Annotated in this window: 24 protein-coding genes and 2 tRNA genes; 11 read left to right on the top strand and 15 right to left on the bottom strand. The window is 58.1% G+C overall.

Going from position 1 to position 26,138, the window contains the following annotated elements; genetic code table 11:
- Positions 1 to 47 precede the first annotated feature (47 nt).
- Positions 48 to 908, bottom strand: coding sequence for a ribosome biogenesis GTPase YlqF (gene ylqF / locus ACN0XM_RS05800; protein WP_417565967.1), 861 nt, complete (start codon positions 906 to 908; stop codon positions 48 to 50).
- A gap of 242 nt (positions 909 to 1,150) precedes the next feature.
- On the opposite strand from ylqF, the gene ACN0XM_RS05795 reads away from it, so the two are divergent.
- Positions 1,151 to 1,609, top strand: coding sequence for a Spy/CpxP family protein refolding chaperone (locus ACN0XM_RS05795; protein ID WP_417565966.1), 459 nt, complete (start codon positions 1,151 to 1,153; stop codon positions 1,607 to 1,609).
- Positions 1,610 to 1,688: 79 nt separating this feature from the next.
- Here the strand turns inward: ACN0XM_RS05795 and ACN0XM_RS05790 are convergent, their stop codons facing one another.
- From ACN0XM_RS05790 to ACN0XM_RS05730, 13 genes are all read right to left on the bottom strand, one after another.
- Positions 1,689 to 4,187, bottom strand: coding sequence for an efflux RND transporter permease subunit (locus ACN0XM_RS05790; protein ID WP_417565965.1), 2,499 nt, complete (start codon positions 4,185 to 4,187; stop codon positions 1,689 to 1,691).
- 48 nt (positions 4,188 to 4,235) lie between these two features.
- Positions 4,236 to 5,456, bottom strand: a complete 1,221-nt coding sequence (locus ACN0XM_RS05785; protein WP_417565964.1) for a methyl-accepting chemotaxis protein — start codon at positions 5,454 to 5,456, stop codon at positions 4,236 to 4,238.
- A gap of 8 nt (positions 5,457 to 5,464) precedes the next feature.
- Positions 5,465 to 6,508: a lipoyl synthase gene (gene lipA, locus ACN0XM_RS05780; RefSeq protein WP_417565963.1), complete on the bottom strand. Its 1,044-nt coding sequence runs from the start codon at positions 6,506 to 6,508 to the stop codon at positions 5,465 to 5,467.
- A 128-nt stretch (positions 6,509 to 6,636) separates the two neighbouring features.
- Positions 6,637 to 7,914 (bottom strand): O-acetylhomoserine aminocarboxypropyltransferase/cysteine synthase family protein, encoded by a 1,278-nt coding sequence (locus ACN0XM_RS05775; RefSeq protein WP_417565962.1) that lies wholly within the window; start codon positions 7,912 to 7,914, stop codon positions 6,637 to 6,639.
- A gap of 498 nt (positions 7,915 to 8,412) precedes the next feature.
- Positions 8,413 to 8,489: transfer RNA gene (locus ACN0XM_RS05770), tRNA-Met, on the bottom strand.
- Positions 8,490 to 8,580: 91 nt separating this feature from the next.
- Positions 8,581 to 9,672: a redox-regulated ATPase YchF gene (ychF, locus tag ACN0XM_RS05765; RefSeq protein WP_417565961.1), complete on the bottom strand. Its 1,092-nt coding sequence runs from the start codon at positions 9,670 to 9,672 to the stop codon at positions 8,581 to 8,583.
- A 77-nt stretch (positions 9,673 to 9,749) separates the two neighbouring features.
- Positions 9,750 to 10,340 (bottom strand): aminoacyl-tRNA hydrolase, encoded by a 591-nt coding sequence (gene pth, locus ACN0XM_RS05760; RefSeq protein WP_417565960.1) that lies wholly within the window; start codon positions 10,338 to 10,340, stop codon positions 9,750 to 9,752.
- Positions 10,341 to 10,370: 30 nt separating this feature from the next.
- Positions 10,371 to 11,015 (bottom strand): 50S ribosomal protein L25/general stress protein Ctc, encoded by a 645-nt coding sequence (locus ACN0XM_RS05755; protein ID WP_417565959.1) that lies wholly within the window; start codon positions 11,013 to 11,015, stop codon positions 10,371 to 10,373.
- A gap of 166 nt (positions 11,016 to 11,181) precedes the next feature.
- The gene (locus ACN0XM_RS05750) at positions 11,182 to 12,132 is read right to left on the bottom strand and encodes a ribose-phosphate diphosphokinase (protein ID WP_417565958.1); all 951 of its coding nucleotides are present in this window, start codon (positions 12,130 to 12,132) and stop codon (positions 11,182 to 11,184) included.
- A 52-nt stretch (positions 12,133 to 12,184) separates the two neighbouring features.
- Positions 12,185 to 12,259: transfer RNA gene (locus ACN0XM_RS05745), tRNA-Gln, on the bottom strand.
- Between the two features lie 19 nt (positions 12,260 to 12,278).
- Positions 12,279 to 13,142, bottom strand: coding sequence for a 4-(cytidine 5'-diphospho)-2-C-methyl-D-erythritol kinase (gene ispE / locus ACN0XM_RS05740; RefSeq protein WP_417565957.1), 864 nt, complete (start codon positions 13,140 to 13,142; stop codon positions 12,279 to 12,281).
- Entirely contained in the window at positions 13,139 to 13,771 is a 633-nt protein-coding gene (gene lolB / locus ACN0XM_RS05735; protein ID WP_417565956.1) for a lipoprotein insertase outer membrane protein LolB, read from the bottom strand. The genes ispE and lolB overlap by 4 nt, the downstream gene beginning before the upstream one ends.
- The gene (locus ACN0XM_RS05730) at positions 13,771 to 15,516 is read right to left on the bottom strand and encodes a tetratricopeptide repeat protein (protein ID WP_417565955.1); all 1,746 of its coding nucleotides are present in this window, start codon (positions 15,514 to 15,516) and stop codon (positions 13,771 to 13,773) included. The genes lolB and ACN0XM_RS05730 overlap by 1 nt, the downstream gene beginning before the upstream one ends.
- Positions 15,517 to 15,761: 245 nt before the next feature.
- On the opposite strand from ACN0XM_RS05730, the gene hemA reads away from it, so the two are divergent.
- Genes hemA through ACN0XM_RS05710 form a run of 4 tightly spaced genes read left to right on the top strand, consistent with a single transcriptional unit; the run spans position 15,762 to position 19,769 of the window.
- Positions 15,762 to 17,051, top strand: coding sequence for a glutamyl-tRNA reductase (gene hemA / locus ACN0XM_RS05725; protein WP_417565954.1), 1,290 nt, complete (start codon positions 15,762 to 15,764; stop codon positions 17,049 to 17,051).
- A complete protein-coding gene (prfA, locus tag ACN0XM_RS05720) occupies positions 17,048 to 18,136 on the top strand; it encodes a peptide chain release factor 1 (RefSeq protein WP_417565953.1) in 1,089 nt (362 codons plus the stop codon). The genes hemA and prfA overlap by 4 nt, the downstream gene beginning before the upstream one ends.
- The gene (gene prmC / locus ACN0XM_RS05715) at positions 18,126 to 18,992 is read left to right on the top strand and encodes a peptide chain release factor N(5)-glutamine methyltransferase (protein WP_417565952.1); all 867 of its coding nucleotides are present in this window, start codon (positions 18,126 to 18,128) and stop codon (positions 18,990 to 18,992) included. The genes prfA and prmC overlap by 11 nt, the downstream gene beginning before the upstream one ends.
- 30 nt (positions 18,993 to 19,022) lie before the next feature.
- A complete protein-coding gene (locus tag ACN0XM_RS05710; protein ID WP_417565951.1) occupies positions 19,023 to 19,769 on the top strand; it encodes a molybdopterin-synthase adenylyltransferase MoeB in 747 nt (248 codons plus the stop codon).
- 178 nt (positions 19,770 to 19,947) lie between these two features.
- On the opposite strand, the gene phrB is transcribed toward ACN0XM_RS05710, so the two are convergent.
- Entirely contained in the window at positions 19,948 to 21,351 is a 1,404-nt protein-coding gene (phrB, locus tag ACN0XM_RS05705; RefSeq protein WP_417565950.1) for a deoxyribodipyrimidine photo-lyase, read from the bottom strand.
- Positions 21,352 to 21,527: 176 nt separating this feature from the next.
- On the opposite strand from phrB, the gene ACN0XM_RS05700 reads away from it, so the two are divergent.
- From ACN0XM_RS05700 to ACN0XM_RS05675, 6 genes are read left to right on the top strand one after another with little or no spacing between them, the layout of a single operon-like run.
- Positions 21,528 to 22,337, top strand: coding sequence for a hypothetical protein (locus tag ACN0XM_RS05700; protein ID WP_417565949.1), 810 nt, complete (start codon positions 21,528 to 21,530; stop codon positions 22,335 to 22,337).
- A gap of 51 nt (positions 22,338 to 22,388) precedes the next feature.
- Complete coding sequence (locus tag ACN0XM_RS05695; RefSeq protein WP_417566072.1) at positions 22,389 to 23,249, top strand: mechanosensitive ion channel family protein; 861 nt, start codon at positions 22,389 to 22,391, stop codon at positions 23,247 to 23,249.
- Entirely contained in the window at positions 23,230 to 23,721 is a 492-nt protein-coding gene (locus ACN0XM_RS05690) for an ATP-dependent zinc protease (protein ID WP_417565948.1), read from the top strand. The genes ACN0XM_RS05695 and ACN0XM_RS05690 overlap by 20 nt, the downstream gene beginning before the upstream one ends.
- A 3-nt stretch (positions 23,722 to 23,724) precedes the next feature.
- On the top strand, positions 23,725 to 24,630 hold the full coding sequence (gene rimK, locus ACN0XM_RS05685; RefSeq protein WP_417565947.1) for a 30S ribosomal protein S6--L-glutamate ligase: 906 nt from the start codon (positions 23,725 to 23,727) through the stop codon (positions 24,628 to 24,630).
- Between the two features lie 3 nt (positions 24,631 to 24,633).
- Positions 24,634 to 25,698 carry a succinylglutamate desuccinylase/aspartoacylase family protein gene (locus ACN0XM_RS05680; protein ID WP_417565946.1) on the top strand — a complete coding sequence of 355 codons (1,065 nt, stop codon included), beginning with the start codon at positions 24,634 to 24,636 and terminating at the stop codon, positions 25,696 to 25,698.
- A 14-nt stretch (positions 25,699 to 25,712) separates the two neighbouring features.
- Entirely contained in the window at positions 25,713 to 26,138 is a 426-nt protein-coding gene (locus ACN0XM_RS05675) for a secondary thiamine-phosphate synthase enzyme YjbQ (RefSeq protein ID WP_417565945.1), read from the top strand.

The raw sequence follows: 26,138 nt of genomic DNA, 5'->3' as shown, positions 1-26,138 counted from the left end.
CTAGGCGCTTTGGGCCGGATGTGATATTTGACCTTGGTAAGGGGAGGTTAGTTCGCTGCCTCCCGGGCTTCACGCTCGACCATCTCCGGAGTTTCCAGAGAAATGCGCCCCAGCGTGCCGGCCCGGAATTCATTGAGTAACACTTCTGACACCTTGTGCAGGTCCGGCACGCCACCCCGACCGAAAAACCGGCGCTTCGCCGCAATACCGTCCATTAGCGCCAAACCGTCTTTGGGCAACTCCTCAAAGCCATAACGGGCTTTGACCAGCTCTGGGTAGGCTTCCAGCAGGTACTCGGCCTCGAACATGGCGATATCCTCGAAATCCAATACCGAGCTGCGAATGGCACCGGTGACCGCCAGTCGGTATCCGCAGGCTTCCGGAGACAGCTTGGGCCAGAGAAAGCCGGGAGTATCGTACAGCAGGATGTTATTGGGCAACTTGATGGCCTGCTGGGCCCGGGTCACCGCCGGCTCGTTTCCGGTTTTGGCGGCAGGCCGCCCCGCGAGGGTATTGATCAGGGTGGACTTGCCGACGTTGGGAATACCGAGAATCATTACCCGCAATGCGCTTTTCTGGCGGTCGTGATCCGGCGTCATCTCCTCCGCCAGCTTCAGGATAGACAATGCTTCGTTGCGCTGATTATGGGTGAGGGTAATGGCACGCACCCCACGCTCTTTTTCCAGCCATGCCCGCCATCGCTCGGTGATTTCCGGATCGGCCAGATCGCGTTTGTTAAGAACCTTGATCAGCGGCTTCTCGCCACGCAGGGCCGGCACCAGCGGGTTTTCGCTGCTGAAAGGAATCCGCGCATCCACCACTTCGATGATGAGATCCATCTTCGGCATGACCTGTTTGATCTCCTTGCGGGCCTTGTGCATGTGCCCTGGAAACCAGTTAATTGCCATCGTTTCTGCTCCGGCTGACTGTAATCGGCGCCATTATGAAGGGGAATGACTAAACTTTCACATTTGTTTGAATGCCCGTGTGTGGCGGTTTGTGGCGGAAGGTAGTGAGAAGTGTGTATAAAAAGAGGGCTGGTTGGGGTGAAAAACCGAGTGTGGATGTTTTAGGGTGTAGGGCCGGAACGACGAAACCAATGTATATCGGTGGTGTTAAGGTTGTGGCCACCCTGTTAACGGAGAACTTTATGAAGCTTGTAAAACTGTTTGGTACTGCCCTGGTAGCCTTGAGTCTGTCGGTACCGGCGATGGCCCAACAAGCCGCTGGTGGACAACCTGATCAGGTGGATCAGTTGGCGCAAATGGTGGGTTTGTCTGAGGATCAGCAAACCGAAATTCGCGCCATCATCGATGAGATGCAGGGCGAGATCGGCGAACTCCGTCAGGAAGCCCGTGCGTTGCAGCAGAAGATGCAGGGCGAGATTAAGTCAGACTTTGACGAAGACGCGATTCGCGAGCATGCCGAAAAACTCGGTGATGTAACGGGCGAGATCGCCGCCCTGTCCACGCTGATGCAGGCCAAGGTAGACAAGGTGTTTACCCAGGAGCAGCGGGACGAGCTGGATAAGCGCATGAAGCAGATGCAGCAACAAATGCAGCAGCGTCAGATGATGCAGCAGCAGGGCCAGGGTCAGGGCATGCAGTGATCCTGATCTAGCCTCTCGTTAGCTGTTTTGGAGAAGGGCCGCATCGTTTGGTGTGGCCCTTTTTTGTTTGTAGCGGTTTTTAGGAGGGCACCCTACCTTCCGAACCAAAGGGCTTGACCAGAACAATCAGGCGCGGAAGCAGAGTCAGCGCCCCCACCAGAGCCATGAACATGGCAAACCCGGTGAACAACCCGAAGTAGATGGTCGGGATGAAGTTGGAAAGCACCAGTATCGAGAACCCGGAGATGATGGTCAGCGAGGTGAAGAACATAGCCTGTCCGATGCTCCGGTGGCAGCGGTGCATGGTGGCGATGTAGTCGCCGTCTTTGCGGAACTCGGTCTGGAAGCGGTGGATGTAGTGGATGGTGTCGTCCACCGCAATGCCCACGGTGATGGCGGCTACCGTGATGGTCATCATGTCCAGGGGAATGCCCAGCCAGCCCATCAGGCCGAGGACCGAGCCGGCCGCGATCAAGTTCGGGGCGATGCCAATCAGTGCCAGTTTCAGGGAACGGAACAGCAGCAGGAACATCACCATGATGGCGGCGAAGACCACACCGATGGTCTTGATCTGGGAATCGAACAGGCTTTGCAGCATGTTGTTGTACATCACTGTCATGCCAGCGAAGAGAATCTGGTCTTCTTCATAGCCCAGCTTAGTCGTCAGGTGGCCGCGGATGCGGTCCAGCAGTTCCTGCCGGCGCAGGTCGGGCATGGTTTCCAGGAGGCGGATGCTGAAGCGGGCCTGGTCGTGTTCCTCGGAGATGTAGGGGGTGAGCAGAACATCCTTCAGGTCATCCGGCACGGCTGCCGGCACAAAGGCGAGTTCGAGGGCGTCCAGAGGCTCGCCCTGGTTGATTTGCGCCAGAATGTCGAGCGTGGTGTTGATCGACAGCACTTTGCCGGTCTCCGGTAGCCCGTCCAGATAATCGTGGACGGCTTCCAGTTCTGCCATTTTCTGGTAGGTGTACCAGGTGTCCCGGTACTCTTCCGATGCATCGCAATCTTCCGCGAACGGATCGCAGTCACTGGCAAACGGGTCACCCATGCTCGCGTCCTCCGGAGGCGGGTCGTCGGTGATTACCACGTCCAATGGCGTGGTACCGCCCAGGCGGTTGTCGATGGCTACCATGCCCTGGTGAATTTCGGTGGAGGCTTTGAAGTAGTCGATGAAGCTGTTCTCTACGGTTAACTTGCTGAGGCCCACCACGCAAAGCACTGCAATCACCCCGGAGCCCACCAGCACCGTCTTGCCGAAGTGTTCTGTGAGCCGGGCAAAGGCATCGGTAAAGGGAATTCGGTCGGAAGTAACCCTGCTGTCCAGGGGCGGTGGCAGCAGTGTCAGCAGGGCCGGGAACACGATAAAAGTGATCAGGAAAGCCACCGTCAGACCCAGGGTCATCATCCAGCCAAAGTCGATCACGGGGCGAATGCCACTGAAGGTGAGAGAGCCGAAGGCGACGATGGTGGTGATGGCCATGTAGAAGCAGGGCTTGATCATCGCCATTACTGTGTTGCGAAGGGTGTCTCTAGGCTTGGCTTCCGGATCGTCATGCTGGAACTCCCGGTAGCGCACAATCAGGTGGATGGTCAGCGACAGGGTCATGATCAGTAACAGTGAAATAAAGTTGGACGAGATCACGGTGACCGGCCACTGGGTCCAGCCCAGGAAACCGACCATCAGCCAGACAGTAAACCCGCAGCACAGGAGCGGCACGATCACCCAGCGCCACTGGCGGAAGATGATGGCCAGGGTCAGGAGCAGGAAGGCAAGCACTCCCAGCCCGAAGGTGGAGAGGTCGTTCTCGATGAAGCGGATCATGTCCGCCACAATCATCGGCACGCCGCCGAGGTGGATTTCGGCGCGGTCCCGGTAGTCATCGAGAATCGAGCGGACGGTCCGTATGGTTGCATCGCGTTCGACCCCTAGAGTCCCTGTGAAGGCGATGAACTCCTGTTTTACCCGCTCCAGTTCCGCCAGTTCGGCTTCGGTGACTTTGCCGGCGTCGGTCTTATCTCGCAGGTCGTTACGTTTTCTCAGTAGTTCAAAGTAACGATCCGGCGTAGGCAGGTTCACCTGGATGGCGGTGGTGCGGCCATCCTCACTGATCAGCAGGTTGGGGTAGAGCGGATTGCTCAGTAATGCCTTGCGGGCAGTTTCTGGCGGCACGTCGTGTTGGTCGAGGGTTTTGATCTCGCTGTCCACGGTATCCAGGGTCAGCTCCGGGCTGTGGAGCAGGGGCACGTTCAGGATGCTGTTGGTGGAGCCTACCGCCTCCAAGCGTTGCAGCTCATCTCGCAATGAAGCGAGCCGGGCCAGGCCATCTTTGGAGAAGAGCTCCCCCTCTGGCGTGTAGGTTACGATCAGGAAGTCGTCGGAGGTGGTGAACCGGCGGTTTACCTGGCGGTACTGTTCGAGGGAGCGGTCGTTTTCCAGTACCAGGGATTCGGCGGAAGCATCCAGACGGAACTCGCCGAATTTGAAGGCAGCGAGGGCCAGTAGCAGGCTAAAAGCCGCGAGGATAATAAACGGGTGCGGAAAAATCAGGCGATCATACAGGGCGCGGAGACGATTCATGGACTACTACTCTGCCGGTTCAAACGAGTACAGAGTGTGCCATAAACCTCAGTGAACCGTGACCTTTGAGGCTGCTTCCTCCAGGGAGTCGATCAGCCGCTTCAGGCGGCGGCTCATTTCTGCGCTCTCGGCGAGCTGTGTCACCATGTTCTGGGTGGTTTCACGGATGCCCTGAACATTGGCCAGCACATCATCCGTGCCTGCGGTCTGTTCCGCAGAGACATTGGCGATTTCCTGGTTGGTATGGTCGATCCGGCTGACCACTTCGTTGATCGCCTCAAGCGCGCGCCGGCCCTCTTCGGATTCCTCAACGCAGCGGGTGGCGTCCTCGGAGCTGCCGGTCATCTGGTTTACGGCGGTACTCATTGCGTTCAGCAGCCGATCAATGGTGCCCTGAATCTGATCGGTGGAGTCTTGAACCCGTTGTGCCAGATTACGCACTTCATCGGCTACCACGGCAAATCCGCGACCCTGTTCGCCAGCCCTTGCGGCCTCAATGGCGGCATTCAGAGCCAGCAGGTTGGTCTGCTCGGCAATACCCCGGATCTCGGTAATGGCGTGGCTGATTTCGTGGCTGTTCTCGGCCAGAGCCTCGACACTGCTCGCGGAATTGCGCACAACTTCAGCCAGCTTGCGGATGCTGTCCGCACTTTGGCCTACACGCTTGCTGCCGTCGCGGGCTGTGTCCCGGGCCTCGTGGGACAGGGTTTTGGCAATTCCGGCCTGTTCGGCAATACCGGTGAAGCTTTGCAGCATGGTTTCGATGACTTCCGCAGAGCGGTCGGCGTCGGCCTGCTGTCGACCCAAGTCACCCCTGCGAGACTCGGCTGCTGTGGTCAGTTCCCGAACTTCACTGTGCAGGCGGTCTATGGCTTCCTTCATGCTCTTTACAACGCCTACGGTGCGGTCCTGCATGGCGTTGAAGGCACTGGCCATCTCGCCGATTTCGTCGGTGGAATCCACATTAGCCCGCTGGCTCAGATTGCCGGAGGACTGGACGTTCACCATGGTATCCTTGAGGCGATTTACATGGCGCTCTATAAAGGATATCAGCAACTGGGAGCCGGCCATTTCGAGCGCCATGAGGACCGCGACAACCAGTGCAAATCCCGGCGCCGTTTCCGCAAACACATCACTGAACGCGTCGCCGGTTTTCCCAGCAATCGTATCGATGGCGTAGAGCACCAGCAGGCAGAGCACTGCAAAAACGACAATATTCAACAACCAGAATTTGTACTTCAGCCGGGCATTTCGCAGCAGTTTCAGCATGGGCGTTCTCAGTCGACGGCCTTCACCGGAATCTGCATGGCGTTGGAGGCCGGGGGGACTTCCTGCACGGCAAGACCAAGGTTGTTTTTATCAAAGACTTTATCGGCACGGTAACTGGAGCGGACCATGGGGCCGGACGGCACTTCCATGAAGCCTTTCTCCAGGCCGATCTCACGATAGCGGTTGAACTCTTCCGGCGTCACGTAGCGTTCCACCGGCAAGTGATTCGGGGTGGGGCGGAGGTACTGGCCCAGAGTTAGGATGTCCACGCCAATCGCGCGCAGGTCGTCCATGGTTGCCAGAATTTCATCCTCGGTTTCACCGAGGCCGAGCATCAGGCTGGTCTTGGTGAGCACATCCGGACGGTGCTTCTTGGCGTGTTCCAGCACGCTCAGAGTTTTCTCATACCCGGCGCGGGGGTCCCGCACGTGGCTGGTCAGGCGTTTTACGGTTTCGACATTCTGGGCAAAAACATCCAGCCCGGAATCCACCACTTTTTCAACATCCGACATCACCGCATCAAAATCCGGAGTAAGCGCTTCCACTGCCACCTCCGGGGTGCGCTGTTTGATGGCGGAGACGCAGGCGGCGTAATGCGCGGCACCGCCGTCGTCCAGGTCATCCCGATCCACCGAGGTGAGCACAATGTAACGAAGGCCCATGAGCTCCACCGACTTGGCGGTATTTTCCGGCTCCTCCGCATCCAGCCACCCTTTCGGGTTGCCGGTATCCACTGCGCAGAATTTGCAGGCCCGGGTGCACACCGAACCCATTACCATGATGGTGGCGGTTCCGGCGGTCCAGCACTCGCCAATGTTGGGGCAATGGGATTCCTGGCAAACGGTGCTCAGCCGGTGCTCACTCACGTTCTTGCGAACAGCCTCATAGCGTTCGCCTCCAGGCATGCGTGCCCGCAGCCATTTCGGCTTGCGCTCTACCGGTGTGGCTTCCTGCTTTGATGACCGCTTGACGCCATCCTTGATGGCTGAAAAGCCATGCTCATTGCGGAATTTGGAACCACTGGTAATGCGGGGCTTTGCGCTGTCGCTCATTGCAACCGGACTCTCATAAGGGCGTGGGGAACACTAAAGAATAATGGGCCGGCGGGAGAGTTACAAGACAGGTAGGGGCAATCACGGGGATACCGGGCACGACATTGGTCGTACCCGGTTGATCGTCATCAAGCCTTGGCTTTGTCCAGGGCCTGGGTGATGTCGGCAATGATGTCGTCGACGTGTTCAATGCCGATCGACAACCGCACCAGATCCTCACTCACTCCGGCACTTTTCAGTTCTTCCGGGTTCAGCTGGCGGTGGGTTGTGGTGGCTGGATGACAGGCCAGGGATTTGGCATCACCAATGTTGACCAGGCGCAGGATCAGGTCCAGCGCATCGATGAATCTGGCACCAGCTTCCCGGCCACCCTTGATGCCGAAGCTCAGAATGCCGGAGGCCTTGCCGCCACAGATCTTGTCGCAGGTTGCCTTGTACGGGCTGTTAGTCAGGGTCGCGTAGTTCACCCATTCTACTGATGGATGGTCCTGCAGGAAATTGGCCACTTTCTCCGCGTTCTCGCAATGGCGCTCCATGCGCAGGGCCAGGGTTTCCAGGCCCTGCATGATCAGGAAAGCGTTGAACGGCGCCAGGGCGGCACCGGTGTTGCGCAGCGGCACCACACGGCAACGGCCAATAAAGGCAGCAGGACCGAGGGCGTCAGTGTAGACCACACCATGGTAGGACGGGTCTGGTTCGTTCAGCATGGGGAACTTGGCGGCGCTGGCTTTCCAGTCAAACTTGCCGGAATCCACCACAACGCCCGCCACGGTAGTGCCATGTCCACCGATGTACTTGGTGAGGGAGTGAATGACAATGTCGGCACCGTACTCAAACGGGCGGCACAGGAACGGCGTGGCGACGGTGTTGTCCACCATCAGCGGAATGCCATGCTTGTGGGCAATCTCAGCCCAGCGCTGGATATCCACCACATTGCCCGCCGGGTTGCCGATGGACTCGCAGAACAGGGCGCGGGTGTTGTCGTCAATGGCCTTCTCTACGGCATCGAAATCATCATGACGGACCATCCGGCACTCAATGCCCTGATTTGGCAAGGAGTGGGCAAACAGGTTATAGGTGCCGCCATACAGTTGGCTGGTGCTGACGATGTTGTTGCCCACCTTGCAGATGGTTTGCAGGGCGTAGGTAATGGCAGCCATGCCAGAGGCCACGGCCAGGGCGCCAACACCCCCTTCGAGCTGGGCCATCCGCTCTTCAAGAACCGCGTTGGTCGGGTTCATGATGCGGGTGTAGATGTTGCCCTGAACCTTCAGATCAAACAGGTCGGCACCGTGCTGGGTGTCATCAAAGGTGTATGAGGTGGTCTGGTAGATTGGTGTGGTCGCAGCCCGGGTAGTGGGGTCGCTTTTGAAGCCTGCGTGCAGCGCGAGGGTTTCCGGTTTCATGTCAACGGTCCTTGCTGGTGTGTTGTTCTTTGTGGGTTTCGGCCACTGAGTATGCCACAGAGTTTGGTTTTGGTGGATTGTGCTGAAGATTGGGATTGATGGCCTGGAAAGGCGCTGTCTTGATCCCCGGCGTCAGTCTCGCCCTGGCCTGTTCCGGTCCTTAAGGTAATCGTTTATCGATGGATAGAAAAAGATCCCGAGGCACACCCAAAAAACCCCAATCGAGAGAGCGGCAGCATTCACGCTTGCTGCGGCGAATGCAAGCGCAACGGGCACGAAGACCACTGCCAGGAAAATACTGAATGTGTGACGGGAATTCACGATGCGATACAGCCTTGAAGCGCGTTCTGCTGGAATTCCCATCGTATCTGAATAAATGTTCTGGAATTGTCAAAGGTTGTGTAAGCGTTGAATCTGCAAAGGGTGTCTGTCTGATCGGGAGGAAGGGGAGTGAGCACAAAAAAGGGCCGCGACGTGAATCGCGACCCTTTCGAATACTGGTAGCAAGGGGCGGAGTCGAACCGCCGACCCCAGCATTATGAGTGCTGTGCTCTAACCAACTGAGCTACCTTGCCATTTCGTTTTGGGCAACGCCCCAAACGAGGCGCGTATTTTCAGTATTTGGCCCCCGTGTGTCAAGGCTTGGGGCCCATTTTTTCTGAAAGGTTACACGTTGAAGCGGAAGTGGATTACGTCGCCGTCTTTCACGATGTACTCCTTGCCTTCCAGGCGCCATTTGCCGGCATCTTTGGCGCCGGCTTCGCCGTTGTACTTCACGAAATCGTCGTAGCTCACCACTTCTGCACGGATAAAGCCGCGCTCGAAGTCGGTGTGGATCACGGCAGCTGCCTGGGGCGCTGTGGCGCCGATTTTAACAGTCCAGGCGCGGACTTCCTTTACTCCGGCGGTAAAGTAGGTCTGCAGGCCCAGGAGGCTGTAGCCGGCGCGGATGACCCGGTCGAGGCCCGGCTCTTCCATGCCCATTTCGTCCAGGAACATGGCTTTTTCGTCGTCTTCCAGTTCGGAGATTTCGGCTTCCAGCTTGTTGCAGATGGGAACCACAACGGCGTTCTCGGATTCGGCAATCTTGCGGACGGTATCCAGGTGCGGGTTATTCTCGAAGCCGTCTTCGTTCACGTTCGCGATGTACATGGTGGGCTTGACGGTGAGCAGGCACAGCTCACGGATAAGGCCCATTTGGTCCTTGTCGAGGTTCATGCTGCGTACCGGCTGGCCTTCGTTCAGCACCGGCATGAGCTTCTCGAACATCTCGAGCTGGGCTTTCGCTTCCTTGTCACCGCTCTTGGCCACACGCTGTACGCGTTTAATGGCTTTTTCCACGGTTTCCAGGTCGGCCAGAGCCAGTTCGGTGTTGATGACCTCAATGTCAGAGGCTGGATCGACCTTGTTGGCCACGTGAATGACGTTGCCGTCTTCAAAGCAGCGAACCACGTGAGCGATGGCGTCGGTCTGGCGGATGTTGGCCAGAAACTGGTTGCCCAGGCCTTCACCTTTTGAAGCGCCGGCTACCAGGCCGGCGATATCGACGAATTCCATGGTGGTGGGCACGACGCGCTCGGGCTTTACGATCTCGGCCAGCTTGTTCAGGCGCGGATCTGGCATGGCTACAACACCCGCGTTTGGCTCGATGGTACAGAAGGGGAAGTTTTCCGCACCGATGCCGGACTTGGTGAGCGCGTTGAACAGGGTGGATTTGCCGACGTTGGGAAGGCCGACGATGCCGCAGTTAAATCCCATGGAATGCCTCTGCTGGTACTGGAAAATTTGGCCGGATTATACCGGTGTCTGGGGGTGTAAGCGAATAAGGGGATGTGTCAGGGCGCCGGCTTGAAGCTGTGCAGTCTGTTCATGGCGGCTGAGAGTTTACCGCTGGCTGCGTCGGGCAGTACCCGCATGATTTCATCCATTACGGCGTTCAGTTCTTCGGTTTCCCGTTTGCCAAGGCGGCCGAGAACATAACCGGTTACCTTGCGGCTGTCGCCGGGATGACCGATGCCGATGCGCAGTCTCTGGAACTCGTTGGTACCCAAGTGGGCGATAGTGTCCCGAAGGCCGTTATGCCCGCCGTGGCCGCCGCCTTTCTTGAGTTTGGCGGTGCCTGGCGGCAAATCAAGCTCGTCGTGAGCGATCAGAATCTGTTGGGGCTGAATTTTGAAGAGGTCTGCCAGCGCCTTGATGGCCAGGCCGCTGCGATTCATAAACGTGGTGGGGTTCAGGAGGTGCAGGTCGAGGCCCTGCCACTGAATGCGGGCGTAGAGCCCGTGGTACTTCTTTTCGGGGCGGAGCGTCTGGCCCGCGGAGCGGGCCAGAGCTTCGACAAACAGGGCGCCGGCGTTATGGCGGGTATTCTCGTAGTCGGCGCCGGGATTTCCCAGACCAACCACCATGAGGATATCCTGTGCCATTCACCGTTGCCCTCGTCAGTACAGGAGTAATTACTCCTTGTCTTCGCCTTCTTCGCCTTCTTCACCTTCTTCGGTGTCATCAACCTTGGCACCGCGCGGCTTGTGGATGGCCACAACAGGCAGGTCGTGATCTTCACCCTGAAGCAGGGCGGCAATCTTGACGTCTTTCGGCAGTTTCAGGTCGCTCAGGTGAATCACCTGATCCATTTCAACGGTAGCCATATCCACTTCGATGAACTCGGGCAGATTCTGCGGCAGACAGATCACTTCCACTTCGGTGATCTGGTGGTTCGCAACACCGCCCTGAAGTTTGATGGCCGGTGCGCTTTCTTCGTTGAGGAAGTGCAGCGGCACGTTAACGTGGATCTCGTGATCCTTGTCGACGCGCAGGAAGTCGGCGTGGGTCAGCAACGGCTTGTACGGATGACGCTGCAGATCCTTCAGGATCACGCTTTCTTTCTTGCCGTTTAGTTCGATGGTCAGAACGTGAGAGAAGAAAGCCTCATTCTCCAGAGCTTTTTTCAGCTCGTTGTGCCAGATAGAGACAGAGACGGCGTCTTTATCACCGCCATAGACGATGGCCGGGATTTTCCGTTCCTCACGACGCAGGCGGCGGCTCGCACCTCTCCCCTGATCGTCGCGAGGAAATGCTTCGATAACAAATTCCTGAGACATGGTATTAACCTCAATCGTCACCTGAACTGCCCGCGACCAGGCGTTGGATCAGGTGATGTTTCTGAAAAGCCGGACGTTTCCGGCTGACTAAAAGAGTCGGGAGCCTGATGAGGCTCCCGACTCGGTAACTGCCTGTTTTGCCTGAACCGGCACAATGCCTTAACGCTCAGGCGTTCTCGAACATGGCACTGATGGACTCTTCGTTGCTGACGCGGCGAATGGACTCCGCGAGCAGGCCAGCCATGCTGAGGACGCGGATTCTATCACAGTTCTTCGCTTTGTCACCCAGCGGTATAGTATCGCACACCACAAGTTCGTCCAGCTGTGAGGCATTGATGTTATCAATGGCCGGGCCAGAAAGAACCGGGTGGGTGATGTAGGCGACGACTTTGGCTGCACCGTGCTCTTTGAGAGCCTTCGCGGCTTTGCAAAGGGTGCCGGCTGTATCAATGATGTCGTCCACCAGAATGCAGGTTTTATCCTTAACGTCACCGATAATGTGCATGACCTGGGAGACGTTGGCTTTCGGGCGACGCTTGTCAATGATGGCCAGATCGGCATCGTCCAGTTTCTTGGCAACGGCGCGGGCGCGAACCACGCCGCCAACGTCTGGAGAAACCACAATAAAGTTTTCGAAGCGCTGCTTCTCAATATCTTCGAGCATGACCGGCGTGGCGTAGATGTTGTCCACAGGAATGTCGAAGAAGCCCTGGATCTGGTCAGCGTGCAGGTCCAGAGTCAACACCCGGTCCACGCCGATGCTTGAGATCATGTCGGCGACGACTTTGGCGCTGATGGCGACCCGGGTGGAGCGTACACGGCGATCCTGACGGGCGTATCCGTAATAGGGGATAACGGCGGTGACACGTGTTGCGGATGCACGTCGAAGTGCGTCGGCCATCACGATCAACTCCATCAGATTGTCGTTGGTGGGGTAGCAGGTCGGCTGGATGATGAATACATCATGGCCGCGGACATTCTCATTGATCTCGACGGTAGTTTCGCCGTCGCTGAAACGGCCTACAGTGGCCTGTCCCATGGGAATATGGAGTTTCTGGGCGATGGCCTTGGCAAGCTCAGGGTTGGCGTTGCCAGCAAAAATCATCAGTTTGGACACGACGGCATCCTTCTCAGTATCGGCGTTTGATTCAGAAGAAGCGGGAGAAAGGTGGCTGGGGTGGCAGGATTCGAACCTGCGCATGACGGGATCAAAACCCGTTGCCTTACCACTTGGCGACACCCCAGTATCGTGCTTTTTTGGCATCATTTCAGCTCTGTTAGCTTTGTGTGAAGAGGTGAAATGTTCACCCCTTGAGCTACGAACCCCGTGACGCCGGAGGGTTTGCTTTCCCAGATAATCCGGGCTGCGGATTCTGTCGGGAAACGTCCAAATATGCAAGCCCCGGTTCCGGTTAATCTTGCAGGTCCGAATTTTGAAAGCCATTCCAGGCTCTGATTAACCTCAGGATACAGTTCGCAAACTACATCCTCGCAGTCGTTTCGGTACCTCGAGGCGTCTCCCTCAAAAGCGGGCGCTATTTTGATTCTCGGGGTGTTCCTTGTCAACCCTTGCTCGGAAAAAATCTTGCCAGTGTTTACGTTACACCCAGGCTTGATAATCACGAACCAGTCTTCCGGTGGATTCGCGTTGGTCAGTGTTTCACCAACGCCCTCCCCAAACGCGGCGTGGCCACGAACAAATACTGGTACGTCGGCGCCCAGGGTCAAGCCAATGTCGGCGAGCTGATCGTTGCTGAGGCCCAGCCTCCACAGGTGGTTTAGCCCGAGCAGCGCGGTGGCAGCGTTGGAGCTGCCACCGCCGAGGCCTCCGCCCATAGGCAGCCGTTTGGTAATGCCTATGGTTACACCGGGTAGTTCTTCGCGGCTGCGTTCTATGAGCGCTTTGGCAGCGCGAGTGATCAGGTTGTCCTCATCGGGCACGCCCGGGATCGACTCCACAAGCCTTACGCCGCGACCCTCAGGGGTGAGGGTGAAGGTGAGGTCGTCGCCGTAATCAAGAAACTGGAAGAGCGTCTGCAACTCGTGGTAGCCGTCTGGCCGGCGCCCGACAATGTGCAGGAACAGGTTCAGTTTGGCGGGCGAGGGCAGGGTGATGCCGAAGCTCACGGGGTCTTTTCCTGCCAGTCGGAGACCACCAGCCTCACCCGTTTGTCTTCTTTCAGGGCGGTGATGCGGGCAGGGAGGGCCGGGTAGCTGGCAAGAAAGTCCTGCCAGCGGTCGTAGCGGATCTCCCAGCCGTCTTGCCGGATGATTGCCAGGCTGCCTTGTGCATCAAACAGCAGACGGTAATCACTGCCGGGTGAGGGTAGGCCGCGGATCCACCAGGTCAGGTTCTCCAGGGGCAATTGCCAGCCCGTGGCAGCTTGCACCAGCGACTCCGGTTCGCTAGAGCGGTAGGTCTCCCCATTGGGGAGGGTTAGCTCAATGAAGCCGGGAACGCCTTTGAGTAGAGTGCTGCCCATGCCCAAAAAGGATGAGGACAAGGCCAGGTCGTAGGCGTCGCCGTCCTGAATCCAGTGATTGATGATGGCTGTGCCGCTGTCTGATGGCTGTCGGACAGCCAGTTTGCCGGAGAGTTGCCAGTGATCCAGCCGGCCGAGGCTGGCCGAGCGGGCGGTCCAGTTCGCCGGCGGCTGGTCTGTCATCCCCTCCGGCAGGGGTTCGATCTGAATGGTGGTGCAGGCGCCGAGGATAGCGAGCATGAGGAGTGCCGCCAGGGTTCGGACAAGTTTCATTACTGCTCACCACCATTTGTCAGCCGGTCAATGGTTTCATTGAGTACTTCGTGACCGGGGTTCTGATCAAGGCCTTTCTGCCAAATGATTCTGGCCTGATCCTCGGCCCCACTCATCCACAGGGCTTCACCGTAATGGGCGGCGACTTCCGGATCGGGATAGGCGGCCCAGGCGCGGGACAGGTACTTGAGCGCAGGCTCGATTTGTCCCTCAAGGAACAGGACCCAGCCCATGCTGTCGAGAATGGCCGGGTTTTCCGGGTCCAGTGCCAGCGCCTTCTCGATGTAACCGCGGGCCTCCCTCAGTCGGTCGGTCCGGGTAGTCAGAATGTAGCCGAGGGCATTCAGGGCAACGGCGTTTTCAGGGTCCTGCTCAACGATCTTCTTCAGGTCGGCCTCGGCATCAGCCGGCCGATCAAGTGTGTCGTAAAGCATCGCTCGTGCGTAGCGGATCTGGAGACTGTCTGGGTGTTCCTCCAGGGCTTCCGTTGCTGTGCTCAGCGCCTCTTGCTGCTGGCTTTCGTCAATGAGCAAGTTTACCTCCAGCAACCAAAAGTTTTCTGCCTGCCTGGGGTTGGCGTCCCTTAGTCTCCGGATTCTGTCGACGGCGTCTTCCAGCTGACCATTTTCGGCAAGCAGCGAGCTGGCACGGGCGAGCGCAGGGAAGTAGTAGTTGCCCTGTTCAACACTCTGGTAGAAGCCGATGGCCTGCTCGGTATTGCCCGCCTGGTCTTCAATGCGGCCCAGATAGTAGTTGGCTTCGCTGACGTGGTTGCCCTGTTCCACCAGTCGTGTCAGTTCTTCCCTGGCCAGATCCGTTTGCCCGTTTTCCAGGGCGACCAGGGCGTGGGAAAGCCTGAGCCCCGGGATGTCCGGGTATTGTTGTACCAGGCGACTGAATTCGTCCTGGGCGGCCTGCAGTTCGCCTTCATTAATCAGCATCCGTCCGTAAAGTGTGCCCATCTGTCGGTTGCCGGGGAAGCGCCGGGTATTTGCCAGGAGGTAGTCCAGGGCACTGCCTCTCTCGCCGGTTTGGTAAAGTAGGTCAGCTCTGAGGATTATCGCCGGCTGGAAGTTTGGGTTCCCTTCCTGCAGTGGCTTCAACCGGTCCAGTGCCTGTTCCGGTTGCCCCCTGATCTTGAGCAGCAGTGCAATACTGTAATCAAGTTCTGGGGTGTTGGGATGGCGCAGGGACATCTCTTCATATAACGAAAGCAGTTCCTGCTGTTGTTCCGGTGGCAGATTGGAGGCCATGGCCGCGAGGCTGTCGAAATCGGCATCCCCCCCTTGCTCCATGATCTGCTCCATGTGGAACATGGCTGTCTGAAGGTCATTGCCCTTTACTGCCTGGATCGCGGAAACCCGGTGCGCCTGCAGGTTGTTCGGGTCAACCTCCAGCCACAGATCGGCCAGCTGTTTCTGGGCGTTGTCCCCGTTCAGGGACTGGGCAATTCGCATGGCGCGTTGAATTACGCCTGGGTCCCGGGACTGTTTGGCGGCCTTGAGGTAATTCACCAGGGTAATGTCGTAACGGCCACGCTGGGCGGCAATTTCGGCGGACAGAAGCAGGTAAAGCGTTTCCGGCTCGAAGTCGGCGTATTCCGGCGGCGGCGGTGCATCGACTTTTTCGTCGGCAGCGGCTGTTTCTTTCGGGGCGGACATTTCCTCGGTGCCGGTGAAGCTGGCACAGCCTGCCAGTGCCAGGCCAAGCAGGCAGGTAACCAGGAACGGTACGGATTTGTGCATGCAACTTCCCATGATCAGTCGAAAACGCATCAGAAATAACCACGCTCCCCCCTTTTTTTGAGGTAGATCGGGTCCCGGCCTCGGCCGAATCCCTATAATGGCATAAGCGCCTGGTCTTGCCCAACCTGTCCGCCCTTGCCGAAGCTGCAGCGGTTTTGGGTGGCAGGTCAGGCCTCTGGCCGTTAAAATGGCCGATAATTGCGCGTATTGCACCGCTCATCGGCAAAAGGTTGTACAACCACGACATGGCACTGGTAACGCTGGGAATCAATCATCGCACGGCCCCCGTTGAATTACGGGAGCGGGTGGCGTTTACGCCTGAGCGTATGGCGGACGCGTTTGCGGAGCTCCGGGCGACCTCCGGTGCCAGCGAGGCGGCCATCCTTTCGACCTGCAATCGCACCGAACTTTACCTGGCGGGTGATGACGACTGTGCCCCCATGGTGCTTCGCTGGCTGGCAGGGTTTCATGATCTGGATGCCAGCGAGCTTGAAGAAGTGCTGTATGTGCATCGGGACGGCGAAGCGGTCAGGCACATGATGCGCGTGGCGGCGGGGCTTGATTCCATGGTGCTGGGGGAGCCGCAGATTCTCGGGCAGCTCAAGGATGCTTACGCTCTGGCTCGGGAGAGCGGTGCCAGCGGCCCCTTCCTCTCCCGACTCTTTGAACACACCTTTTCTGTGGCCAAGCGTATACGCACCCAGACCGCCATTGGTGAGAATCCGGTTTCCGTTGCCTATGCAGCCGTGAGCATGGCTCACCACATCTTTGCAGACATGTCCAACAACAAGGCGTTGCTGATTGGCGCGGGCAAGACCATTGAGTTGGTGGCCCGCCACCTTGCGGATGCCGGGGTCAAGAATTTCCTGGTGGCCAACCGGACCCTGGAGCGGGCGCAGGTGCTGGCCGAATCCCGTGGTGGCAAGGGCATTGTCCTCTCCGAGATTCCGGAGCATCTGGCCGATGTCGACATTATTATCTCCTCCACCGCCAGCCCGCTCCCGATTCTTGGCAAAGGCGCTGTTGAGCGTGCCCTGAAGAAGCGCAAGCACCGACCTTACTTTATGGTGGATATTGCGGTGCCCCGGGATATAGAGCCGGAAGTGGCCTCGCTGGCAGATGTCTATCTGTATACCGTCGATGACTTGCGCCAGGTCATTGAAGAAAACATCCGTTCCCGTGAGGGCGCTGCCCGGGAAGCGGAGAATCTGGTGACTGCGGGGGTTCAGGATTTTCTGAACCAGCTGAGAGCGCTGGATGCGGTGTCTACACTCAAACAGTTCCGCCAGCGTGCCGAAATACTGCGTGATGCCGAGACGGAAAAAGCCCTGCGCGCCCTGCGCAACGGAACAGACCCTGAGACCGTGCTTCGGAGCATGGCACGGGGTCTTACCAACAAACTCCTGCACGAGCCTTCTGTTCAGGTTCGCAAGGCCACGACAGAAGGTCGGACCGAGGTGACAGAGTGGCTGCGTGAGTTGCACCAGCTTGATGCACTGGATGCGGACGCGACGACTACCCCGGAAAAACTATGAAGCCATCGATTCAATCCCGCCTCGAGAGGCTCACTGAGCGCTTCGAGGAAGTCAGTGCGTTGCTCAGCGATTCCACTACCATCTCGCAACAGGACAAATTTCGGGATCTTTCCCGGGAGTTTGCAGAGATTGAGCCTGTTGTTCATTGCTTCCAGGCCTGGCAGGAGTCGCTTGATGATATCGAGGCTGCCAGAGAGCTGGCGAACGATGGCGATGCAGACATGCGAGAGATGGCCGAGGAAGAGCTGAAACTCGCGGAGCAGAAAAACGAGGAGCTGGATGAAGAGCTCCAGCGCCTGATGCTGCCGAAAGACCCCAACGACGGCAAGAACGTATTCCTTGAAATCCGCGCTGGCACCGGCGGAGACGAAGCAGCCATTTTTGCCGGGGACTTGTTCAAAATGTATCTGCGTTACGCTGAGCGGCGCCGCTGGCAGGTTGAAGTGCTGAGCGAGAGTGAAGGCGAACACGGTGGTTACAAGGAGCTGATTGCCCGGGTCGCAGGCGAGGGCGTCTATGGTGCCCTCAAGTTTGAATCCGGCGCTCACCGTGTGCAGCGGGTTCCGGAAACCGAGTCCCAGGGCCGTATTCATACCTCGGCCTGCACGGTGGCTGTGATGCCGGAAGCCGACGAAGCCGAAGCCATCGAGATCAACAAGGCGGATCTGCGGGTGGACACGTTCCGCTCATCAGGCGCAGGTGGTCAGCATGTCAACAAGACCGACTCGGCCATCCGGATAACCCACCTGCCTACAGGTATGGTCGTGGAGTGTCAGGAGGAACGTTCGCAGCACAAGAATCGGGCCAAGGCCATGAGTCTGCTGGCGTCCCGGCTGCAGAATGCGGAAACCGACCGTCAGCAGAAGACCATGGCGGAAACCCGCAAAAGCCTTGTGGGCAGTGGTGATCGTTCAGAGCGCATTCGTACCTACAATTTCCCTCAGGGCCGGGTAACAGACCACCGGATTAACCTGACGCTCTACAAGCTCGATGAAGTGATTGCCGGTGATCTGGATGCAGTGGTAGTGCCGTTGCAGCAGGAGCACCAGGCGGAACTGCTTGCCTCCCTCGCCGATGACCAGTAAACCCTCACTGACCTGTGAAGCGCTGATAAAGCAGGCGGCGGATCGCATCAACAGTGATTCGCCAAGGCTGGATGCCGAGCTGCTGTTAAGTGACATCACCGGGCTTGGCCGGACCAGCTTCCGGGCCTGGCCGGAGCGCGAAGTCACGGAAGCACAGGCTGGGGCTTTCGAAGCGCTGGTGGCAGAGCGCGTTGCCGGCAAGCCGGTGGCCTACCTGCTCGGGCATCAGGAATTCTGGTCTCTGCCCCTGAAAGTGAGTGCTTCCACCCTGATTCCCCGCCCGGATACCGAGTGCCTGGTGGAGGCCGCCCTTGGGCTGTCGTTGCCGGAACAGGCCAACGTTCTCGATCTTGGTACCGGTACCGGCGCCATTGCCCTGGCGCTGGCCAGTGAGCACCCGGGCTGGCGGATAACGGCGTGCGATGAAGTGGAAGCGGCGGTAGAGCTGGCACGGGAAAATGCCAGAGTGCTGGGTTTGCCGGTTTCGGTGGTTAAGAGTTCCTGGTTCTCACAGCTGGAACCCGCCCGGTTTGATCTGATTGTCTCCAACCCACCCTATATACCGGACAACGACCGTCATCTGGGCGAAGGCGATGTGCGCTTCGAGCCGGCCTCGGCCCTGGTCTCTGGCAGTGATGGTCTGGATGATCTCCGGTTGATAGTGACACAGTCGCCGGGCTGGCTGTTTGAAGGTGGCTGGCTGTTGGTGGAGCATGGTTTTGAGCAGGCTGAGGCGGTGGCTGCGTTGTTCCGGGAGCGGGGATTTGCCAGGGTGCACACCCTGCAGGACTATGGGCGTCGTGATCGGATGACTCTCGGGCAATGGACGGGCAATGGTGCCGCCCAACCGCGGTGAACGGTCGGGATTTCAACAGGGGAGACGCGGATGCTCAGTGACGAGGAATTATTACGCTACAGCCGGCAAATCCTGATGCCGAGGTTCGATATTGCCGGCCAGGAAAGGCTGAAATCCGCCCGGGTGCTGGTGATTGGCGCCGGCGGTCTGGGGTGCCCGGTGGCGCTCTATCTTGGTGCGGCGGGAGTTGGGCATCTTACCCTGGTGGATGACGACACCATCGAGCTGGCCAATCTTCAGCGCCAGATCGGTTTTGAGCAGGACCAGTTGGGCGATCCCAAGGCAGAGAGCCTGGCGGGCCGTGTTCACCGGATCAATCCGCTGGTGTCGGTGACCGCCCTGAATCAGCGCCTGGATGGTGAAGAGCTGGTCCGGCAGGTTGAAGAAGTGAACCTGGTGGTGGACTGCAGCGATAACTTCAACACCCGTTTTGCTCTGAGTCGGGCCTGTGTGGCAGCAAAAGTTCCACTGGTCTCCGGCGCTGCTATTCGCGGGGAAGGGCAGCTCTCGGTTTATGACAGCCGGCAGGAGCGCAGTCCCTGTTATCACTGCTTGTACCCTGAACAGGGCAATGAGGATCTGACCTGTTCGGAGGCGGGGGTTATTGCGCCGTTGGTGGGGATGATCGGCGCGGCCCAGGCGATGGAGGCCATCAAGGTGATTTCTGGCATTGGTACACCATTGGTCGGGCGGCTGTTGATTCTGGATGCCTGGGAGATGCAGTGGCGGGAGATGAAGCTGGCTCGCGACCCTTCCTGTCCTGTTTGTTCTGGCTAATGTGGAGTTTGCTGCCTAGTTTTGGAGGCTGCGGGATTGGGCTGGTCTGTCCAAAACACGCTCCTTGCGGCACGTTCTTGTGACGCTTGAGCTCCGCCATCCATGGCTCCGCACAGTTTTGGACAGACCAGCCCAACCCCGCGTCGTGACTTTGAAGCGGCCCTCCTGAAGGTTCGTCTCAGTTTTTCAGGGCCTGAAACTTGGCAATTGCCTCTTTCCTGCTTTCTTTCAGATCAACGATCTGCCTCGGATACCCTTTCGGAATAACACCAGCTTTTGCGCCGGGATCGTGAATCCGTTTGTTGTCCAGCTTGGCCAGTTCCGGGACCCACTGGCGGATGAAGTCGCCGTTGGGGTCGAAGCGTTCGCTTTGGGTGACCGGGTTGAAAACCCGGAAGTAGGGTGCGGCGTCGGTGCCGGTGGAGGCGCTCCATTGCCAGCCGCCATTGTTGGAGGCGAGGAATCCGTCAACCAGATGGGACATGAAGTAGGCTTCACCAAGGCGCCAGTCTATGAACAGGTTTTTGGTCAGGTACATGGCGGTGATCATGCGCAGGCGGTTGTGCATCCAGCCGGTTTCGTTGAGCTGCCGCATGGCTGCGTCGACGATGGGGACGCCGGTGTTGCCGGTTTTCCAGGCATCGAATTTATCGCCGGCTTGGTTCCACGTCAGGGCTTCGGTTTCCGGTTTGAAGGCGCGGTGCATGCTGACCCGGGGGTAGTGGTACAGGATGTTGATGTAGAAGTCCCGCCAGGCGATTTCGTTGATCCAGGTAATCAGGCCTTCCTGGTTGCCGCCCATCCCCTGGGCCTGTTTCGCGGCCAGCAGGCATTGGCGGCCGGACAGTACGCCGTTGGCCAGGTAAGGGGAGAGTTGGCTGGTTCCGTCGATGGCGGGGAAATCCCGTTCGGCTTTGTAATAACCGGCGCGCTCCTGCAGAAAACGTTCGAGCCGGTCGTGGGCTGCGTCTTCGCCAGTGGGGACCAATGGCTTCGGCGCGTTCTGGAACACTTCCGGAATGATGTCGATTTTTTCAGGGACTAACGGATTGCCTCGGACTTTCGGAACCGGGAACAGGCCGGGCCGCGTTTCGTCGATCCAGGTGCGCCAGCGTCTTGAGAAGGGGGTAAATACTGAATAGGGCTCGTTTTGCTGGGTAAGGATCTCGCCTACCGGTGCAACGGTCTGGTCACGGTATTTGCACACGCGTATGTTCAGGTTATCAAAGCGGTGCTTGATGTCCTTGTCCCGTTTACGCTCGTTTACCCCGTACTCTTCGTTGCAATGCAGCGTATTAATACTGCGTTCAGCGCAGTAGCTTTCCAGCCTACGGATGCTGTCTTCGAAGCGCTCGGCATGGATGAAAGAAAGCGGTATGCCCAGTTTGGCCAGTTCCTCAGAGAGGGCATTGGCGTGAGCGATTACAAACTGCACGCGAGCCGGTGACCAGTCGTGCTCGCGCCACTGGCCCGGGGTGAGAATAAAGCAGGCTTGTACCTGTTCGGCCCCCTTGCAGGCGGCCGTGAGAGCCGGGTTGTCGGCAACCCGGAGATCGTTTCGGAACCAGACCAGTTGCGTCATCCGTCTTCCCTCGTCATCTGAGGAGTTGGTGTAGGGGTAATTACAGCCCGGTGTTCAATAAAATCACTAACTTGGATATTCGCCCGGGGTGCCCGATTGGATTATAGTAAAGTGACTTTACCCTCAATTTCGCCTGCACTTCAGGCTGTAGCGTTTCAGGGAGTTTTGTGCCGGGAATGGAGAATAATACCGAAGGCCTTCGAGACGGCGTCTGGGCCCAGCCATACGCTCTGGCCTCCGGGCAGACCCAGTATCACCAGCTGGGACACATTCGTTTATGGGTTACTTTGCTGGACCTGGAATGGCAGATTCGCTCGGAAACGCTTGATCTGGACACCGATCCGGCCAGCTGGACAGAAACTATTGGTCACACCTTGCCGGCCGCTACTGTTCCTCTGCAACGGTTTGTCCGGGAAAGCCAGTCATCGACCGTAACGTTTATACCGGCAGCCGCCAACCTTCCCACCGTGATCCGTCCTTACCAGCCCCTGACGATTCCCGCGGGCGGGCGCTGCACGATTTACGTGGGAACGCCCCTATGGATGAAAATTTGTGTGGGCGAACAGAAATCGGTGTTAACGGAAGTCCCCCTTTCGCTCCCCTCGCTGACCTGGGTGGGCCGGAACACCATGGAAGGCGAGCTATGCTACTCCTCGACGAGTTTCGCGCGGCTGGTGCTTGAGGCTGTGCCCAAACGACCCTGGCGGGCGGTGACTCCGGTTACCCTGATCAACGGGCGTTCCGAGCCTTTACTGCTCGAGCGCTTCAGTCTGCCTACTCCGTTGCTTTCGCTGCATCAGAATGAGCGCGGGCAGCTTTGGACGCCCGGGGTAACCGTGGAGATAGAGACGGATATGAATTCCGCCAGCCTGCATGTCGACGAGACAGTGTTGGCGGCCGCCGGACCCTGCCGACCAGTGGCAGATGCCCGGGAAAAGTTGGCCCGTGGTCGACTGGTGCGGGCTTTCGACCGGATGTTTGGTTAAAACGGATCTGACGGAGTCGATACTTTGCTAGAAGCAATTCAAACCGGCGTTATGGGGGTGTTTACCGACATTGCCTGGAGCCAGTGGCTGAGTTCCGCCTTTTTGCTGGTACTCGGGCTGTTTCTCGGGTCGATAGCGGCCCGGAGTGTTTCCGGGTTCATGGCGCAGCGTTCCTCCCGCCACCACACCGTGATGGTGCGGCGGCTCGTGTTTTACGTCATTGTTGTTGTGTTCAGCATTGCAGCGCTGCGGGAAGCCGGCTTCTCTCTGGATGTGGTACTGGGCGCGGCCGGCATACTCACAGTGGCGATCGGTTTTGCGTCACAGACCTCTGCGTCCAACATGATCAGCGGTCTGTTTCTTTTGGTTGAGAAGCCTTTTGAAATTGGTGACTTTATTGAGGTGGATGCCACCATTGGTGAAGTGATTGGCATTGATATGCTCAGCGTGAAGTTGCGCACCCCGGACAACCTGTATGTGCGTATTCCCAACGAAACCCTGATCAAGACCCGGGTGGTTAACCGGTCCCGGTTCCCGATCCGCCGGCTCGACCTGACTGTGGGGATTGCCTACGCTGAAGATGTGGAGCGAGTTGAGGCGTTGTTGCTGAAGCTGGCTGAGAAGAATCCACTCTGCCTGGAGGAACCCAAGCCTTTCACTCTGGTCACTGCGTTTGGTACGTCTTCCGTGGATATGCAGTTTTCCCTCTGGGTTCCGAAAGACAAGGTGCTTGAGGGTCGAAGCGGTATGATGGTGGCGATCAAGAAAGCCCTGGACCGTGAAGGCATTGAAATTCCGTTCCCCCATACCAGTATTTATGCGGGCAGCCATTCGGAGCCCTTCCGTGTTCAGCTGTTGGGGCCGGAACAAAACACAGAAAAGGATCTCCTGGATGTCGACAAAGACAGCTGAAGTAATCAAAACCGTTGCCTCTACACCCGGCGAGAACAAGATCAGCCTCGGCTGGCGTGAGTGGGTGGCGCTGCCGGATCTGGATATTGGCCGCATCAAGGCGAAGATTGATACCGGGGCCCGAACTTCCTGCCTTCACACCTTCCGCACCGAGCCGTACACCGAAAACGGCGAGCGGCGGGTGCGCTTCTGGGTCCACCCAGTACAGAATGATTTACATCAGGTTGTGGAGTGCGATGCCAGGGTCCTGGATGAACGAAACGTATCCGATTCGGGAGGGCACCAGGAAATGCGCCTGGTGATCGAAACCACGCTGGTTATCGGTGATCAGAGCTGGCCCATTGAAATGACATTGACCAATCGCGATTCCATGCGGTTCCGGATGCTGCTGGGCCGAACCGCCATGGCCGGCCGCTCAGAGATCTATCCCGAAGCTTCTTATCTTGCCGGTGAGCCGGCCCCTAAGGACTGAAAAATGAAAATTGCAGTATTGTCGCGAAATCGCCACCTCTACTCGACCCGTCGTCTGGTTGAGGAAGGTATTAACCGTGGCCACGAAGTTAAGGTTATTGACTGCCTTCACTGCTCCATGAATATCACCTCAGCCAAGCCTCAGATCCACTACCACGAAGAAGTGCTCGAGAATTTCGATGTGGTGGTCCCCCGGATCGGGGCGTCGGTTACCTTCTACGGAACAGCGGTATTGCGCCAGTTCGAGATGATGGGTGTGTTTCCGGTCAACGAATCCGTTGCCGTCACCCGTTCCCGGGACAAGTTGCGCTCGCTGCAACTGCTGGCACGAAAAGGCGTGGGCATGCCGGTCACTGGCTTCGCCAACAAGCCGGACAACGTACCAGAACTGCTGGAGATGGTTGGCGGTGCGCCGGTGGTGATCAAATTGCTGCAGGGTACCCAGGGTATTGGCGTGGTACTCGCGGAAACCCGGAAGGCGGCCGAGAGTGTCATTGAGGCCTTTATGGGCCTGAAAGCCGATATCCTCGTGCAGGAATTTATCAAGGAAGCTGGCGGCGCGGATATCCGCTGCTTCGTCATTGGTGACAAGGTGATTGCCGCCATGAAGCGGCAGGGCGCCGAGGGTGAATTCCGCTCCAACCTTCACCGGGGCGGTACCGCCTCGCTGATCCGGATTACGCCGGAAGAGCGGAGGACCGCCATCACCGCGGCCAAGGCCATGGGCCTGAACGTGGCTGGCGTTGACCTGTTGCGCTCCAGCCGGGGGCCATTGGTGATGGAAGTCAACTCCTCGCCGGGTCTCGAGGGTATTGAAAACGCGACCGGCAAGAACGTGGCCGGAATGATTGTCAGTTGGATAGAGAAGAACCAGCAACCCTGGAAAACCCGGACCAAGGGGAGAGGCTAGACAATGGCCCGAGCACCCTTTGAATTTGTCGGTAACCAGATCAAGGCCGGCACCCGCCAGACCGTTGAAGTGCCGGTGGCCAAGCTTTACACCCATACGCCACTGCATATTCCGGTCGAAGTGGTGCATGGTCGGCGGGATGGTCCGGTGCTCATGGTGTGCAGTGCCATTCACGGCGACGAGATCAACGGTGTGGAGATTGTCCGTAGGGTTTTGACCAACTCGGCCCTGCGGCACTTGCGAGGCACTTTGGTGGCGGTGCCGATCGTTAATATTTTCGGGTTTGTGCAACGTACCCGCTACCTACCGGACAGGCGAGACCTGAATCGGTGTTTTCCCGGCAGTGAAACCGGCTCCCTGGGCGGCCGGATTGCCTATTTGCTGCGTACGCAGATCATGGAAAAGGTCACCCATATTATCGACCTCCATACCGGTGCCATTCACCGTTTCAATCTGCCGCAGATCCGGGCTGAACTGAAAAACCCCGAGACCACGCGCATGGCTGAGGCCTTTGGTGCGCCCATTATCATCAATGCCGGCTTGCGGGAGGGTAGCCTCCGCGCCTACGCCGATTCGCAGGATATACCGGTCGTCACCTTCGAAGGGGGTGAAGCCCTGCGTTTTGATGATGTGGTGATCTCCAGTGGCGTGAAGGGTGTTATCCGGGTGATGCGGGAGCTGGAAATGATTCCTGCCAAGAAGGGCCCAAAGGCCCCGAGGAAACGATCGGAAACCGCCGCCAATTCCCAATGGGTGCGAACTGACACAGACGGGATCATGCGCCCGGTGGCAAGCCTGGGCCAGAAGGTACGCAAAGGCCAGAAGCTGGCCATGGTTGCAGATCCGTTCGGCGAGTCCGAAACTGCCGTGTTATCGCCCTGTTCCGGCATCGTTATTTGCGTTAATAATTTGCCACTGGTGAACGAAGGGGAAGCCATCTACCACATTGCCCGGTTCGACGAACTCGGTGAGGCGGAAAAGGCCATGGATTACTTCCGCAGTAGCTATGAGGGCGACGTGGGTGACGATGTCGTTCCTGTTCACCCCTGGGACGACCGGCAGAGATAATGACGAGGTGAGCCATGATCTGGGATCAGACCTTTATTGAACTGGCGCCGCTGCCGCGAGGGTTTCACCTGGTAACCAATGAGATCATTGCCCAGGCGCCGGAGCTCACTCACTGTGAAGTTGGCCTGTTGCATCTGTTCATTCAGCATACCTCCGCGTCTCTCGCGGTTAATGAGAATGCCGACCCGGATGTACGAGGCGATCTGGAGCGACACTTCAATGTGATGGTGCCCGATAATGCACCGCACTATGAACACCTCATGGAAGGCCCGGACGACATGCCGGCTCATATCAAGAATATCCTGATCGGCCCCTCACTGACCTTGCCGGTCAGCCATGGCCGCCTCGCTCTCGGAACCTGGCAGGGACTATACCTCTGCGAACACCGGGACCGTGCGGGCGGTCGCCGGATCGTGGCGACGTTGCAGGGGCGGTGGTGA

The organism is Marinobacter sp. (genome assembly GCF_048269445.1).
In the GTDB taxonomy this organism is placed as follows: Bacteria; Pseudomonadota; Gammaproteobacteria; order Pseudomonadales; family Oleiphilaceae; genus Marinobacter.
Note: the sequence above shows the minus strand (reverse complement) of the source record. Positions and strands in the feature narration are given on the sequence as shown.

What these genes read in the sequence shown, in the direction of transcription:
- ylqF (WP_417565967.1), bottom strand. Translation starts at nt 908, where the DNA reads ATGGCAATTAACTGGTTTCCAGGGCACATGCACAAGGCCCGCAAGGAG.
- ACN0XM_RS05795 (WP_417565966.1), top strand. Translation starts at nt 1,151, where the DNA reads ATGAAGCTTGTAAAACTGTTTGGTACTGCCCTGGTAGCCTTGAGTCTG.
- ACN0XM_RS05790 (WP_417565965.1), bottom strand. Translation starts at nt 4,187, where the DNA reads ATGAATCGTCTCCGCGCCCTGTATGATCGCCTGATTTTTCCGCACCCG.
- ACN0XM_RS05785 (WP_417565964.1), bottom strand. Translation starts at nt 5,456, where the DNA reads ATGCTGAAACTGCTGCGAAATGCCCGGCTGAAGTACAAATTCTGGTTG.
- lipA (WP_417565963.1), bottom strand. Translation starts at nt 6,508, where the DNA reads ATGAGCGACAGCGCAAAGCCCCGCATTACCAGTGGTTCCAAATTCCGC.
- ACN0XM_RS05775 (WP_417565962.1), bottom strand. Translation starts at nt 7,914, where the DNA reads ATGAAACCGGAAACCCTCGCGCTGCACGCAGGCTTCAAAAGCGACCCC.
- ychF (WP_417565961.1), bottom strand. Translation starts at nt 9,672, where the DNA reads ATGGGATTTAACTGCGGCATCGTCGGCCTTCCCAACGTCGGCAAATCC.
- pth (WP_417565960.1), bottom strand. Translation starts at nt 10,340, where the DNA reads ATGGCACAGGATATCCTCATGGTGGTTGGTCTGGGAAATCCCGGCGCC.
- ACN0XM_RS05755 (WP_417565959.1), bottom strand. Translation starts at nt 11,015, where the DNA reads ATGTCTCAGGAATTTGTTATCGAAGCATTTCCTCGCGACGATCAGGGG.
- lolB (WP_417565956.1), bottom strand. Translation starts at nt 13,771, where the DNA reads ATGAAACTTGTCCGAACCCTGGCGGCACTCCTCATGCTCGCTATCCTC.
- ACN0XM_RS05730 (WP_417565955.1), bottom strand. Translation starts at nt 15,516, where the DNA reads ATGCACAAATCCGTACCGTTCCTGGTTACCTGCCTGCTTGGCCTGGCA.
- hemA (WP_417565954.1), top strand. Translation starts at nt 15,762, where the DNA reads ATGGCACTGGTAACGCTGGGAATCAATCATCGCACGGCCCCCGTTGAA.
- prfA (WP_417565953.1), top strand. Translation starts at nt 17,048, where the DNA reads ATGAAGCCATCGATTCAATCCCGCCTCGAGAGGCTCACTGAGCGCTTC.
- prmC (WP_417565952.1), top strand. Translation starts at nt 18,126, where the DNA reads ATGACCAGTAAACCCTCACTGACCTGTGAAGCGCTGATAAAGCAGGCG.
- ACN0XM_RS05710 (WP_417565951.1), top strand. Translation starts at nt 19,023, where the DNA reads ATGCTCAGTGACGAGGAATTATTACGCTACAGCCGGCAAATCCTGATG.
- phrB (WP_417565950.1), bottom strand. Translation starts at nt 21,351, where the DNA reads ATGACGCAACTGGTCTGGTTCCGAAACGATCTCCGGGTTGCCGACAAC.
- ACN0XM_RS05700 (WP_417565949.1), top strand. Translation starts at nt 21,528, where the DNA reads ATGGAGAATAATACCGAAGGCCTTCGAGACGGCGTCTGGGCCCAGCCA.
- ACN0XM_RS05695 (WP_417566072.1), top strand. Translation starts at nt 22,389, where the DNA reads ATGGGGGTGTTTACCGACATTGCCTGGAGCCAGTGGCTGAGTTCCGCC.
- ACN0XM_RS05690 (WP_417565948.1), top strand. Translation starts at nt 23,230, where the DNA reads ATGTCGACAAAGACAGCTGAAGTAATCAAAACCGTTGCCTCTACACCC.
- rimK (WP_417565947.1), top strand. Translation starts at nt 23,725, where the DNA reads ATGAAAATTGCAGTATTGTCGCGAAATCGCCACCTCTACTCGACCCGT.
- ACN0XM_RS05680 (WP_417565946.1), top strand. Translation starts at nt 24,634, where the DNA reads ATGGCCCGAGCACCCTTTGAATTTGTCGGTAACCAGATCAAGGCCGGC.
- ACN0XM_RS05675 (WP_417565945.1), top strand. Translation starts at nt 25,713, where the DNA reads ATGATCTGGGATCAGACCTTTATTGAACTGGCGCCGCTGCCGCGAGGG.